A 13,956-nucleotide genomic window follows, 5' to 3' on the forward strand; every position below is an offset into this window, starting at 1 on the left:
GAGCCCTTGCTGCGACGCTCACGCGTGCGCATCTACCGGTCGACACAGGCTCCCCTGCTTCCTGCGGGCGCGGCCAGAAAGGAGACACGTCATGCGAAAGATCCTCGGAGTGAGCGACAACCCGCGCCAGCATTGGGTTGGCGACGGCTTCCCCGTGCGCTCGTTGCTGTCGCCGGACAGCATGCTCAGCCCGTTCCTGCTGCTCGACTACGCGGGGCCTGCGCACTTCACGCCGGCCGACAGGCCGCGCGGCGTGGGACAGCATCCGCATCGCGGCTTCGAGACCGTGACGATCGTCTACCAGGGTGAACTGGAGCACAAGGATTCCACCGGCGGCGGCGGGACGATCGGTCCCGGCGACGTGCAGTGGATGACGGCCGCTTCCGGCATCCTGCACGAGGAGTATCATTCGGAAGCGTTCACGCGCACGGGTGGCACGCTCGAGATGATCCAGCTTTGGGTGAACCTTCCCGGCAAGGACAAGAAGGCGAGTCCGGGCTACCAGACGCTGCTCGACCGCAACATTCCCTCCGTCGCGCTGGATGGCGACGCGGGACGGGTGCGCGTGATCGCGGGCGAGTTCGCGAGCCAGGCGGGACCGGCGAAGACGTTCACGCCGATCAACATCTGGGACGTGCGGCTCAACCGCGACAAGACCGCGACGTTCGCACCTCCTGAGGGCCACACGGCCGCCATGGTGGTGCTCAACGGCACGGTTCTCGTCAACGGAGACGAGATCGTGCGCGGCTCGCAGCTCGTGTGGTTCGATCGCTCGGGCGGCGAGATCGTCGTCGAAGCCAACAACGACGCGACGATCCTCGTTCTCACCGGCGCGCCGATCGACGAGCCGGTCGTGGCGCAGGGGCCGTTCGTGATGAACACCGTGGGCGAGATCAAGCAGGCGATGCTCGATTTCCAGCGCGGCACCTTCGGAACGGTCGCGCCCACGGCGCACTAGCAGACACCCACGCCCTCCCCCTTTCGGGGCGGGCGTGGGGTAAGTTTTCGAGAGCAGACGTGATTACTCCGCCGCGCGAAGGTCACCGGCCTGCTGCTCGAACAGATGGCGGTAGCGGCCGTTCGGATTGCGCATCAGCGCGCCGTGCGGCCCCTCCTCGACAATGCGGCCCTGATCGAACACCAGGATGCGATCCAGCGCGCGCACCGTCGACAGCCGGTGCGCGATCACGATCGCCGTCCGGCCTTTCAGCAGCCGCGCGATCGCCGCCTGGATGAGCTGCTCCGAGTCCGAGTCGAGGCTCGACGTCGCCTCGTCCAGGATCAGGATCGGTGCATCAACCAGGAACGCCCGCGCCAGCGCAATGCGCTGACGCTCGCCGCCCGACAGCTTCACGCCGCGCTCGCCGACGAGCGTTTCATAGCCCTTCGGCAACCGGGCGATGAAATCGTGCGCATTGGCAAGCCGGGCCGCGCGCTCGATCTCAGCAACGCTGGCACCCGGCCGCCCATAGCCGATGTTCTCGGCCAGCGTGCGGTGGAACAGGATCGGCTCCTGCGGAACGATGGCGATCCGCGACCGCAGCGACTGCTGGGTCGCCTGCGCCACATCCTGACCGTCGATCAGGATGTGGCCGGCGTTGACGTCGTACAGGCGCTGGATGAGCTTGACGAACGTCGTCTTGCCGGAGCCGGAATGGCCCACAAGCCCGACGCGCTCGCCGCCCTTGATCGTGACCGACAACCCCTCGTAGAGCGGGGTCGTGTGCGCGCCGTAGTGGAAGTCCACCGCGTTGAAGCGCACTTCTCCCGCACCGATGGCAATCGGCTTGGCGTCCGCGCGATCAGCAATGCCGATCGGGGTAGCGTGCAGCTCCACGAGCTCTTCCATTTCGTTCACCGAACGCTGGAGATTGTGCACGTGCATGCCCACATCGCGCAGATAGCCGTGCACGACGAAGTAGGTCGTGAGCATGTACGTCACGTCGCCGGGCGTCGCCTGGCCGCGCCACCACAGGAACAGACCGACGGCCGCCAGAGACGAGCGAATGGTGAGCAGCACCATGTGCTGCCCGGTGCCGGACAGCGTATGGCGATACCAGGTGCGCGTGGTGCGCCGCTTCCAACGCGATATGACGGCGGCAAGACGCGCATCCTCGCGCGCTTCCGCGCCATAGGCCTTAACCACGGAATTGCACCCCAGCGCGTCGGCCAGCGTGCCGCCCATGCGCGTGTCCCACGCATTGGAGAGCTTCGAGGCGGGCGCGATGTAGACCGTGGCGAGCACAATGGTCATCACGACATAGGCGAGTGCGCCGACAGCAACGACGGCGCCCATGAGTGGCCACTGCACCGCCAGCATCACGGTCGTGGTCGCGAGCACGAAGGCCGACGGCAGCAGCGCCAGAAGCAGCGTGTCGTTCAACTGGTCGATGGCCCACATGCCGCGCGTAACCTTGCGCATCACGGACCCCGAGAAGCTGTTGGCGTGCCAATCCGTCGAGAACCGCTGCACACGCGCGAACGTTTCCTGCGCGATGTCCTGCATCATACCGAGCGAGAGCGGGATCACGCCCATCCAGCCCACGTGGCGTAGCGCGATCATGCCGGCGCCAAGCGCGACCATGGCGGCGAACGCCTCCAGCGCGCGCGACAACGCAACGTCGCGCGACGCATCGGCGAGCAACAGCGCATCGACGAGCCGTCCCGAGAAGAACGGGATGAAGACGTCGGCCAGGGTCGCGAGCAGGATCGCGCCGGCGACGCGCGCCAGCAACAGTTTGCGCCGGGCCCAATGGCGTGAGGTGTAGGCGAACACGGCACTCATGGCCGAACGCCCGGGCTTTTGACGGTGTGTGGTCATGTCATTTCCGGCGCCAAGCGCCGGCTCCGAAGACTTGGGACCGCTGATGGGGGCGCTCCTCGCGGGGCGCCAGCGATCCGATTTTCAATTGTGAGAGAAGGCCCTGAGGGCTATGGGTCGCTTCGGCGAGCCCGGGCGCGTACGACTTAAGAGTGGCGGACGCGGATCGATACCGGGCTACGAAGCAAGCGTGTGGTCGTCATGCTGTCCTCCCGGTTCGAGTGATCGATGCGGCCCACTTAGCAGCCGCGCGGCTTGCTGGCAAGGGCATGCGCCTTGCCACGTTTTGTCACCTAGCTCGCTTATCCGGCGATTTGATGGCGCGGCATCCCCTGCCGCGCCATGGCCGCGCAACGTTCTAAATCACGATTTCTAGATCACCGAACGGACGAGGCCGCCTTCGGCGCGAATGCAGGATCCGTTGATGGCGGACGCGCGGTTCGAGCACACGAACGCGACCGTATCGCCGATTTCCTTTGGATCGATCAGACGGCCAATGAGCGACGTGGGGCGGTTCTGCGCGATGAACTGGCGTTCGGCGTCAGCCTGACTGACGCCGGGATAGATGCCGCCGATGAACTCCTCGACACCCGGCGTGCGCGTCGGCCCCGGCAGCACGGAGTTCACGGTGACATTGGTGTTCTTCGTCAACTCGGCGAGGGAGCGTGCGATGGACAGCTGCATCGTCTTGGTGGCGCTGTAGTGGGCCATCTCGGGCGCGGGTGCGACGCCGGACTCGCTCGAAATGAACACGACGCGACCATGTCCGCGCTCGAGCATGCCGCGCAGGTAATGGCGCGTGAGGCGCACGCCGCTCATGATGTTGACCTCGAACAGGTGCTGCCAGGCTTCATCCGTCTCTTCGAAGAAGCCGACGGCTTCGTAGATGCCGAGGTTGTTGACGAGGATGTCCGCCTGGGGCAGCGCGGCGATTGTCGCGGCGCATCCGGCGGCGGTTGCGTTGTCGGCGGCGAGCGCGACGAGATCGGCTTGCGGAAGGCTTGCGCGAATGTCGGCGATGGCCTTGTCGACGCTCGCCTGTGTGCGTCCGTTGATCACGACGCGCGCGCCTTCAGCGGCCAGCGAGCGAGCGATTTCGAGGCCGATGCCGCCGGACGAGGCACTCACGAGCGCGGTCTTGTTGGCGAGTTCGAAGTTCATGCGTGGTCCCTTCGCGGGGTTCGCCGCGGGCGTGGCCGGCGGGCTCTGTAAACGGGAGGTCGTACATAGCAGTTTGCAATGCTACGCTCGACGTGGGCGGCACACCCGCCATTTCGGGAGCCCGAGCGCGCCATTCAAGATCTCGCGGGGCTGCGACACCATCCGTTTCCTGATATTCGCCGGCTGCGCGGCCGCGGCGCCACTCTTGACGCTCGGCGCGCTCATACCCAAACACATCGGCGGCGGCCGCCCTCCGATGCCGTCTCGACGGAGAAAGCCGCCGTGTCGCCGGACGTTTTCATTGCCATCCTCGGGTTTGCGGTTGCGGCGTCGATCACGCCGGGGCCGAACAATCTGCTTGTGATGACGTCCGGGCTGAACCACGGCGTCGCCGCGTCTTTGCGGCTGGTTGCCGGGATCAGCTTCGGATTTGCATTCATGGTGCTCGCTGTCGGGCTTGGGCTCGGCGCCGGCATCCGAGCGCACCCGGAGTTGCAAACGGCAATTGAGGCTGCGGGCCTGTGCTACATGCTCTGGCTCGCTTGGAAAGTCGCGACCGCGCCCACGACGTTCGAAGTGCCCACGAGAGACGGGAAGACCGCCGCCCGGCCGCTTTCCGCGCTCGCGGGCGCTGCCTTTCAATGGGTGAACCCAAAGGCCTGGGCGATCGCGCTCTCGGCGACGGCCGCTTTTTCGACGTCCGGCGGGGAGCCGAGCCGGCTGTTCTGGCTCGCCGGCATTTTCGCAGTGGTCGCCTTCGCGGCGCTCACGATCTGGGCCGCGTTCGGCGGCGCGTTGCGCAGGTTCGTCGACAACCCGCGTGCCATCTTCGCTTTCAACATCGCCATGGCCCTGCTGCTCGTCGCGAGCGCTGCGCCATTTGCGTACGATCTTGCGCGCGACGTCTTGCGAAGCGCGTAAATCCGCCAAGCCCCTGCAAGCGCTCACGAACGCCTGGACCCGCCGCCAATTTCGGCATCGGATTTCATGTCTGGTTCCAGGCGGGGCTCATTCTTCGGGCCGCGAATCCGTTCGCTCACCGAATAATTTCCGCCGGCAAGCGAATCGGTTAGTCTACCTGGACTTGATGCCCCTTTTTGGAATGCGCCATTCGTGGCGCATGCGTTTGGTGTGGCGAACTTGCTGCATCGTGCGACAGTTTCGACTAACGACCAATTCCATATGGCGTGCACGTCACAATCGCCTAGCTTATAGTCGACTTCATCACAAGTCAGCGTTCGGTGCGTAGACTTGCCGTGAAGCGCACGGTCACGTTTCAATCCGATCCTTTAAAGTGACTCATGAAATCATTTGATGACCTATTGAATGCCCCGCGCGGCGTATTGATCGCCGGAGCCGCGGTTCTCTTTATCACGCTGTCATTTCTCATTGCCGCATCCGACCTCGACCTCACGCCGCTCCGCAGGCTGCAGTCGTCCAGCATCGGTACCGGAGGGACGGTCGTCTACACGACTTACAATCCGCTCGCGATCCTCGGGCTTGCCGCGATCGGCCTTGCCATCATTGGAGCTTTCGCAGCACTTTTCCTGACGCTGTTGCCAAAGCTCTCCGGGCGCCTTGGCGGAGGCACGACCTCCGATCGCGTCGCGAAAGCGAGCCGCAAACTCGATGGCGAGATGGCCAAGGTGCTTGAGCTCATCCGCGCTCATGTCACGTCCAACTCCAGCTATGCGAAGTCTCTGGCCACGGCGCAGACGCGCCTTGCTGGCCTGACGGAAGCCGAGCAGGTGCGCGTGATCGTGAGCCTTCTCGTTGCCGAAAACGAACGCATGCGGCGTGACAGCACCGAGCTGGTCACAAAGCTCGAAGACGCACGCAAGCAGGTGGAAGTTCTTCGCACGAGCCTCGACGAAGCGCAGGAAGTCGTGCTGCAGGATCCGCTGACGGGCGTCGGCAACCGTCGCGCATTCGATGCTACGATGGGGCGCGCGATTATCGATTGCACGCAGAAGAAGACGCCGCTGTCGCTCATCATCTGCGATATCGACCACTTCAAGCGCGTCAACGACGCGTTCGGCCATCAGGTCGGCGACGAAATCATCAAGATGTTCTCGCGCGTGATCGAGTCCGGGGTTCGCGATGGCGATACCGTCATCCGCTACGGCGGCGAGGAGTTCGCGATCATCCTGCCGATGGCCGACCAGGACGCCGCCAAGACGGTTGCCGAGCGGGTTCGCCGGGCCTTCGAATCCAAGAAGCTGACGATCCGGGAAACCAACCAGAAAGTGGGCCAGCTCACCGCATCGTTCGGCGTGGCGCAGTTTCGTCCGGGCGACGACACCGAGGCCCTCGTGCAGCGAGCCGACGCGAAGCTCTATGATGCAAAGTCTGCGGGGCGCAACCGCGTCGCCGTGTACGGCACGTAGAGGCTGTTCGCTTCAAGCAGGCCGCTGTTCTATCCCAGCGCAATACCAGACCGCGCCTCTCTCACGGGAGGCCGGTCTCATTTTTTTCGGAAACGCTTGGGGGCCGGGGCCGTATCAGGCGACAGCGGGGCCGGCGGCTGCCGAGCCCTTCAGCGCGCCTGCGCGCTTGGTCGCTGAGGCGGCGCGCCGCTTGGTCTTGGGTGCAACGAGGTCCGCATAGCTTTCGATCGGCAACGGCTTGCCGATCAGATAGCCCTGGACATGGCTGCAGCCCTGGCTGCGCAGCTGCTCAAGCTGCTCCTCGGTTTCGACGCCTTCCGCCACGACGGGGCGGCCGAGCGCGCGACCCAATCCCAGAATGGAGGTCACGATCGCGGCTGCGTCTCCGTTGGTGACCATGTCGAAGACAAAGCTGCGGTCGATCTTGATGCGATCGAAGGGGAACGAGCGGAGCGTGCTCAGCGAGGAATAGCCGGTTCCGAAGTCGTCGATGGCGACGCTGACACCGATCTCCTTCAGGCGCCGCAGCGTAGCCAGCGCGGCGTCGGTCTCGTAAATGAAGAGGCTTTCCGTTACCTCGATCTCAAGCCGGCGCGGGTCGACGCCCGTTGCCGCAAGCGCGTCTTCGACCAGCTTGGCGAAGCTCGGGCAGATGATCTGAGCCGAAGATGCGTTCACGGCCACGCGCAGGTGGCGCGGCCACTTCGCTGCCTGGGCCAATGCCTCGCGCAGAACGAATGCGCCGATATCCTCGATGGCCCCGCACGCCTCGGCGGCCGGAATGAAGATCATCGGAGATACGAACCCGTGGATCGGGTGTTGCCAGCGGAGCAGCGCCTCGAAACCCTGGATTGCCCCGGTCGCAGCGTCCGCCTGCGGCTGGTAGACGACGGAAAGCTGGCCGGTCATCGCGGCCGTCGACACATCCCGTTCGAGGGCACGCTGCGCGAGTTTTTCGGCATCCATGTGGGCGGTGTAGAATGCATAATCTGCGCGGCCGCTGGCCTTGACCCGGCGCAGCGCCGTATCGGCATGGCCCAATAGCGATTGCAGGTCGTCGCCGTTTTCGGGATAGCAGGCGATGCCGATCGAGGCGACGGCCTTCACTTCCAGGCCGGATTCGAGCGCATGGCGCCCAGCAAGCGCGGCGCTCAGCTCTATCGCCACCGCTTCGATTTCAGCGCGATGCTTGCGCCCGGCGCACACGATCAGGAACTCGTCGCTGCCGAGGCGGGCGATGGCGTCCTGGCTTTTCGCGAGCTTGCGAATCCGGTCGGCGACGCTGCGCAACAGGAGATCGCCGTTCTTGTGGCCCTGGGCCTCGTTGAGCATGCGAAAGCCGTCGATGTCGACGAAGAGCACGGCAACGGGCTCCTGGCGCTCTTTGGCGCGCGCCAGAATTTCCGGGAATGCTTCCGCCAGGTAGGCGCGGTTGCCCAACCCGGTCAGGGGATCGGTGAAGGCCAGCTTGCGAATGTGGTCGTGCGCTTCCCAGTGCTCGATGGCGAGGCTGCACACGTGCGTGCACGACTCGACGATCCGCTTCTCAAGCTTGCTCGCGCGCCGCGCGGTCTTGAAATAGAAAGCGAACGTGCCGACGACCCGGCCGTCGTGGGATTTGATGGGGCTCGACCAGCAGGCCTTCAGGCCAAGCGCGAGGGCTGCGTCCTTGTAGTCGCGCCAGCGCGGATCTGTTTTGACGTTGGTGACCTCGACGGGCTCGCCAAGAAACGCGGCCGATCCGCACGACCCGATCATGGGGCCAATGGCAACGCCGTCGATCTTGTCGGTGTACTCCTGAGGCAGCGAGGGTCCAGCGAGCGGGCGGAGGCACCCGGCAGCGTCGACGCGGATAATCGAGCAGACAGCATCCTTCGCGAGCGTTTCGGCGCGCTTGCACAACAGAGCCATGACGCTCGGAAGCGGCGCACCGGACGCCACAGCAACGAGAACGTCCTGCTGCAGATCCCTGAGCCGTTCGTCAACCTTTCGGCTCTCGCTCCGCTTCCTCGAACTCACCGCGCCCTCTCCATTACCCAGGCGCTCCAGCCTGGGCCCCTCGATCTTTTCTTGTCCCTTTAAATTTCTTCTCAGAAATGGAGCGTGTGAAAATCAGTTGGTATCCGACAGTTATTTCACACCACCGGTTGCTGAAATTCTAATTCCCCCAACTGCACAGTGTATATTTTCTCTTTCGTTTCATTGCGATGCATCATTTTTTTTACATTGCAACGCACTTCTCTGGGCCTAAATTGCGAAAACGGCCCGGCTTTGCGAGCCAGGCCGTTCACAATTCTCGCGCGATATTAAATGCTTAGAGGCAGCCCAAGCCGGGAATGCCGCACACGTACTGATCGGTGGTCCGGTTGACGCAGCAGGCCTGGTCTGCGCCGCATCGCCACGTCTTCAATTTGCCAGCGTTGGTCTTCGCTTTGCAGGTTTTCGTGCCCTTGGCCGCGACGGCGGCCGAGTGATCGGGTCCCCGCGCCAGATCCCAGGCTACGCTTCCGGCAAACGCCAGAGCGACAGCCACCCCCAACGACAACAGTGCTCGCTTCATCTTCAGCACTCCCTTACTTGCTGATGCACGGCGAGGATGCTCCGAAACCGGCGCCGTTGCCAGAGAAGGTTCGCCGAAACGCAACAGCCCGCCTTCGGGCGCGGACTTCGCGCAACAAAGGCGGGCTGCTGATATGAGCGATCCGGCCTGCGGCCCCTGGTTCAGGAGGCGCAGGCCGGGTTTTTCGTTCGAGCTGGTCTTCGATCGGGCCGGGCTTCTTAGTTGCGACCCTTGTCGACCAGCTTGTTCTTGGCGATCCACGGCATCATCGCGCGCAGACGGGCGCCGACTTCTTCGATCTGGTGGCTGTCGTTGTTGCGACGGATGCCCTTGAAGCGGGCCTGGCCGGCCTTGCATTCCTGCATCCACTGGCTCGTGAACTGACCCGTCTGGATTTCCTTGAGGATGCGCTGCATCTCGGCCTTGGTTTCCGGCGTGATGACGCGCTGACCCGACATGTACTCACCCCACTCGGCCGTGTTCGAGATTGAGTAGTTCATGTTGGCGATACCGCCTTCGTAGATCAGGTCGACGATCAGCTTCACCTCGTGGAGACACTCGAAGTAGGCCATCTCCGGGGCGTAGCCGGCTTCCACCAGCGTTTCGAAGCCGGCGCGGATCAGCTCGACGAGGCCGCCGCAAAGCACGGCCTGCTCGCCGAAAAGATCCGTCTCGCACTCTTCCTTGAACGTCGTCTCGATCACGCCCGAACGGCCGCCGCCGACAGCCGAGGCATACGACAGGAAAAGATCATGGGCGTTGCCGCTCTTGTCCTGATGGACGGCGATGAGGCACGGCACGCCGCCGCCCTTCTGGTACTCGCCACGGACGGTGTGGCCGGGGCCCTTCGGGGCGACCATGCCGACGTCGAGGTCGGCGCGCGGTTCGATCAGGTTGAAGTGGACGTTGAGGCCGTGCGCGAACAGCAGGGCGGCGCCCTGCTTCATGTTCGGGCCAAGATGATCGCGATAGATGTCGGCCTGGAGCTCGTCCGGCGTCAGCATCATGATGACGTCGGCCCACTTGGCGGCGTCCGCCACCTCCATGACCTTGAGGCCTTCCTTCTCAGCCTTCTGGGCGGACGCGGAGCCCTTGCGGAGGGCGACAGCGATATCCTTCACGCCCGAGTCACGCAGATTGAGGGTGTGCGCGTGTCCCTGGCTGCCGTAGCCGACGATGGCAACCTTCTTGGACTTGATCAGATTAATGTCGGCATCACGATCGTAATAGACGCGCATCGTTCTCTCTTGCGGTTGGAGATTCTAGGAAGATGGATGGGGCTCAGGCTGGCTGGGCCGTAGGGCACCCGGGAAACACAGGTATCCCGGGAACATGGAGCGCCCCGGAACCATGGGACACTCCCGGGGGCACCCCCGAAATGTGGGCGGACGTTACACCGCCCCGTGACGCAGTTTCAACGCTCAAGACGGGCCTGGGCGCTTTTGCGCCGGCGCGGCCTGCCGGGCGGCCGGCACGCCCATTTAACCTGACCGAAACATATCGCGCTGCAGAATAGGCCGCCATTTCGTATGCGGACTGTAGGTTGCCATGCGCGCGATGTTTAACGCTTTTGTCCTGATCGCCATCTCTGCCGCCCTCGCCGGTTGCGGCGACAGCGGCGCGCCGAAATCCGAAAAAGTCGCCGAGGAACGCGGCGTGATCGCCAGCGCCTCGGATTGCGCGGTGTTCGGCAAGGGTGCGGTGGACGCGTGCGCGGCCGCGATCGAACGCGCCGTCAAGAAACACGAATCCACGGCGAAGACCTTCACCAGCCTCGAAGACTGTGAAAAGGCCGTCGGCGCACGCGCCTGCGAGCGCTCCGAGACCGGGCACTATCGCATCCGCCTGTCGGCCTTCATGGTGACGCTCGGCGCGACGCCGCGTGCGGAAGCCCTCTACCCGACCCAGGGCTCCGACGTCGGCTTCCAGACCTCGAGCAAGGACGTACTGCTCGCGAACGACCGCAACCTCGTCTTCTCGCGTCTGGCCGTTTCGGTTGCGGAGCGGCACGCGGCCTCCGAACCCAAACGCAAACGCTCGCCGCTCTAAAGCGCGCCGCATCACATCGCTGCCGCGCCGCGCCCGATCGCGGCGATGCCCGTGCGCGAAACCTCGACCAGGCCGAGCTCGGTCATGAGGCCGATGAAGGTCTCGATCTTGCCCGGCTTGCCGGTGACCTCGAAAACGAAGTGATCGATCGACGTGTCCACGACCTGGGCGCGGAAGATCTCGGCCATGCGGAGCGCCTCGATGCGCTTGTCGCCCCTGCCGCTCACCTTGACGAGCGCCAGCTCGCGTTCGAGTGACACGCCTTCCAGCGTCAGGTCGCGCACGCGGTGGATGGGAACGAGCCGCTCAAGCTGGTGCTTGATCTGCTCGAGCACGGCGGGCGTGCCACGCGTGATGATGGTGATGCGCGAGAGGTGCTTCTCGTGCTCGGTCTCGGTCACCGTCAAGCTGTCGATGTTGTAGCCGCGTCCCGAGAAGAGGCCGATGACCCGCGCGAGCACGCCCGGCTCGTTGTCGACGATGACCGACAGCGTGCGGGTTTCGATCTCCTGCTTGACGGAGGGGCCCGCGTAGTGGGTCTGGGGATTGGTATTGATCATCGCGTCTACTTCTTCTCTTTGGCTTTCTTGTTTTCGATCGCCTCTGCCGCTTCGGGAAAAACGAGGGCGAGGAAAACCGGCTGGCCGTGCACGTCGACGAGGCGCTTCACCTCATCGGCGTAGGCTTGCGACTTCTTGTAGTGGGTGAAGGCGGTCGATATCCGATGGCCCATGCTGTCGGCGAGTTGCTGGGGCGATGGCACGCCCGACTGCTTCAGCGCCTCGGGCGGCATGCGCGAGTAGACCAGAATGAGCGTGCGCGTTTCCAGGTAGTCCTGGGCGATGCACGATTCAAAACCCTCGCCGTAGGTCGATGCGAGACTGTGCGTCTTGTAGCAATTCTCGATCAGCTCGTAGGCCGCCGTCGCGCCGCGTGCCCGGTGCACGCGCCCGATGCGCTCGGCGGCGGCGCGGATGCTGGCCGCCTGGTCCCAGGTGGCCGCCTCCGAGGCCGCAGGTGCCTTCGGCGGCTCAGGATTGGCGCCGGCGCGCGCCATAGCACTCGTGCCGGCGATCAATGCACCAGCTGCGGCCATGACTGCGACGCGAGACGCGAAAATCCTGATCACACGAGCACCTTGCCTTCCTTGCCGATCGCTTTGGCGACGTCGTCGTCGGAGACGTTCTCGCCGAGCAGCATTTCGTTGTGGGCCTTGCCGGACGGGATCATGGGGAAACAGTTGGCCAGCTTTGCGACGCGGCAGTCGAAGATCACCGGCCCCTTGGTGTTGATCATCTCCTTGATCGCGTCGTCGAGGTCGGCCGGGTGATCGCAGCGCATGCCCGTCCAGCCGTAGGCATCGGCCAGCTTGACGAAGTCGGGGAGCGCCTCGGTGTAGCTCTCGGACAGGCGGTTGCCGTGCAGCAGCTGCTGCCACTGGCGCACCATGCCCATGTACTCGTTGTTCAGGATGAAGACCTTGACGGGCAGGTGATACTGCACGGCGGTCGAGCATTCCTGGATGTTCATGAGGATCGACGCGTCGCCCGCGACGTCGATGACGAGCGACTTCGGATGGGCGAGCTGCACGCCGATGGCTGCCGGCAGGCCGTAGCCCATCGTGCCGAGGCCGCCGGACGTCATCCAGCGGTTCGGTTCCTCGAAGTTGAGGAACTGGGCGGCCCACATCTGATGCTGGCCGACCTCGGTCGTGATGTAGGTGTCGCGATCCTTGGTCAGCTCGTTGAGACGCTGGCAGGCGTACTGCGGCATGATGAAGTCTTTGGAGTTCGTGTAGGCGAGCGACTTCTTGGCCCGCCAGCCGTCGATCTCCTTCCACCACGACTTCAGCGCGGCCTTGTCGAGCTGCGGAGACTTCGACTTCCAGACGCGCAGCATCTCTTCCAGCACGTAGGCGCAATCGCCAACGATGGGCAGGTCGACGCGGATGTTCTTGTTGATCGACGACGGGTCGATGTCGACGTGGATTTTCTTGGAGCCCGGCGAGAACGCGTCGACGCGGCCCGTGATGCGGTCGTCGAAGCGCGCGCCGATGTTGATCATCACGTCGCAGTCGTGCATCGCCAGATTGGCTTCATATGTGCCGTGCATGCCGAGCATGCCGAGCCACTGCTTGTCGGACGCGGGATAGGCGCCGAGACCCATCAGCGTCGACGTGATCGGGAAGCCCGTGAGACGGACAAGCTCACGCAGGAGCTGGCTCGCCTTCGGGCCGGAATTGATGATGCCGCCGCCGGTGTAGAACACGGGACGCTTGGCGGAGGCCATCAGGTCGACGGCATCGCGCACGTAGGCCGGCTCCGGCTTGACGCGCGGCTTGTAGGTCTTATGGGCGATGTTCGACGGGCCGACGTAGTTGCCGCTCGCGAACTGGACGTCCTTCGGGATGTCGACGACGACCGGGCCGGGACGTCCGGCTTTGGCGATGTAGAACGCCTCGTGCAGGATGCGCGGCAGGTCCGCGATGTTCTTCACGAGCCAGTTGTGCTTCGTGCAGGGGCGCGTGATGCCGACCGTGTCGCATTCCTGGAACGCGTCGTTGCCGATCAGGTGCGTCGGCACCTGGCCCGTGATGCAGACGAGCGGGATCGAATCCATCAGCGCGTCGGTGAGGCCGGTGACGGCGTTCGTGGCGCCCGGGCCGGACGTCACCAGCGCGACGCCGACCTTGCCCGTCGAGCGGGCATAGCCTTCAGCCGCATGCAGCGCGCCGCCTTCCTGGCGGACGAGGATGTGCTTGACCTTCTCCTGCTGGAACAGCTCGTCGTAGATCGGCAGCACGGCGCCGCCGGGATAGCCGAAAATATGCTCGACGCCCTGATCCTGGAGCGCCTTGATCACCATCTCGGCGCCCGTCATCGTCCGTGCCATGTCCACTCTCCAGCCGCGCAATAGAATGACCGCCTCAGCACGAGCGGCCGGGCGGTCCTGGTTCGAAGGTTGCCGCGGACCCTATG

12 protein-coding genes are annotated in these 13,956 nt (G+C 64.4%); 4 read left to right on the forward strand and 8 right to left on the reverse strand.

The genetic code is table 11. The features are described 5' to 3' along the window. Window positions 1-91 precede the first annotated feature (91 nt). Window positions 92-958, forward strand: coding sequence for a pirin family protein (locus K2Y42_RS03530; RefSeq protein ID WP_291148533.1), 867 nt, complete (start codon window positions 92-94; stop codon window positions 956-958). 63 nt (window positions 959-1,021) lie between these two features. Here the strand turns inward: K2Y42_RS03530 and K2Y42_RS03535 are convergent, their stop codons facing one another. Both K2Y42_RS03535 and K2Y42_RS03540 read right to left on the reverse strand, forming a co-directional pair. Continuing rightward, complete coding sequence (locus tag K2Y42_RS03535) at window positions 1,022-2,821, reverse strand: ABC transporter ATP-binding protein (protein WP_291148535.1); 1,800 nt, start codon at window positions 2,819-2,821, stop codon at window positions 1,022-1,024. Between the two features lie 372 nt (window positions 2,822-3,193). Next, the gene (locus K2Y42_RS03540; RefSeq protein WP_291148537.1) at window positions 3,194-3,982 is read right to left on the reverse strand and encodes an SDR family oxidoreductase; all 789 of its coding nucleotides are present in this window, start codon (window positions 3,980-3,982) and stop codon (window positions 3,194-3,196) included. A gap of 282 nt (window positions 3,983-4,264) precedes the next feature. Here K2Y42_RS03540 and K2Y42_RS03545 point away from each other — a divergent pair, with 282 nt between their 5' ends. Further along, a complete protein-coding gene (locus tag K2Y42_RS03545; protein ID WP_291148539.1) occupies window positions 4,265-4,903 on the forward strand; it encodes a LysE family translocator in 639 nt (212 codons plus the stop codon). Window positions 4,904-5,283: 380 nt separating this feature from the next. Beyond that, a complete protein-coding gene (locus tag K2Y42_RS03550) occupies window positions 5,284-6,369 on the forward strand; it encodes a GGDEF domain-containing protein (protein ID WP_291148541.1) in 1,086 nt (361 codons plus the stop codon). Between the two features lie 114 nt (window positions 6,370-6,483). On the opposite strand, the gene K2Y42_RS03555 is transcribed toward K2Y42_RS03550, so the two are convergent. The 3 genes from K2Y42_RS03555 to ilvC form a co-directional block, all read right to left on the reverse strand. Next, a complete protein-coding gene (locus tag K2Y42_RS03555) occupies window positions 6,484-8,388 on the reverse strand; it encodes an EAL domain-containing protein (protein WP_291148544.1) in 1,905 nt (634 codons plus the stop codon). A 295-nt stretch (window positions 8,389-8,683) separates the two neighbouring features. Beyond that, entirely contained in the window at window positions 8,684-8,929 is a 246-nt protein-coding gene (locus tag K2Y42_RS03560; protein WP_291148546.1) for a hypothetical protein, read from the reverse strand. A gap of 218 nt (window positions 8,930-9,147) precedes the next feature. Beyond that, entirely contained in the window at window positions 9,148-10,167 is a 1,020-nt protein-coding gene (gene ilvC, locus K2Y42_RS03565) for a ketol-acid reductoisomerase (protein ID WP_291148548.1), read from the reverse strand. Between the two features lie 310 nt (window positions 10,168-10,477). Here ilvC and K2Y42_RS03570 point away from each other — a divergent pair, with 310 nt between their 5' ends. Continuing rightward, entirely contained in the window at window positions 10,478-10,978 is a 501-nt protein-coding gene (locus K2Y42_RS03570) for a DUF1190 domain-containing protein (protein ID WP_291148549.1), read from the forward strand. An 11-nt stretch (window positions 10,979-10,989) separates the two neighbouring features. On the opposite strand, the gene ilvN is transcribed toward K2Y42_RS03570, so the two are convergent. From ilvN to K2Y42_RS03585, 3 genes are read right to left on the reverse strand one after another with little or no spacing between them, the layout of a single operon-like run. Further along, window positions 10,990-11,538 (reverse strand): acetolactate synthase small subunit, encoded by a 549-nt coding sequence (gene ilvN / locus K2Y42_RS03575; protein WP_291148551.1) that lies wholly within the window; start codon window positions 11,536-11,538, stop codon window positions 10,990-10,992. A 5-nt stretch (window positions 11,539-11,543) separates the two neighbouring features. Continuing rightward, on the reverse strand, window positions 11,544-12,074 hold the full coding sequence (locus K2Y42_RS03580; protein WP_291148554.1) for a hypothetical protein: 531 nt from the start codon (window positions 12,072-12,074) through the stop codon (window positions 11,544-11,546). Between the two features lie 29 nt (window positions 12,075-12,103). Continuing rightward, on the reverse strand, window positions 12,104-13,870 hold the full coding sequence (locus tag K2Y42_RS03585) for an acetolactate synthase 3 large subunit (RefSeq protein WP_291148556.1): 1,767 nt from the start codon (window positions 13,868-13,870) through the stop codon (window positions 12,104-12,106). Window positions 13,871-13,956: the final 86 nt, after the last annotated feature.

Source organism: Hyphomicrobium sp. (genome assembly GCF_019744875.1).
In the GTDB taxonomy this organism is placed as follows: Bacteria; Pseudomonadota; Alphaproteobacteria; order Rhizobiales; family Hyphomicrobiaceae; genus Hyphomicrobium_C.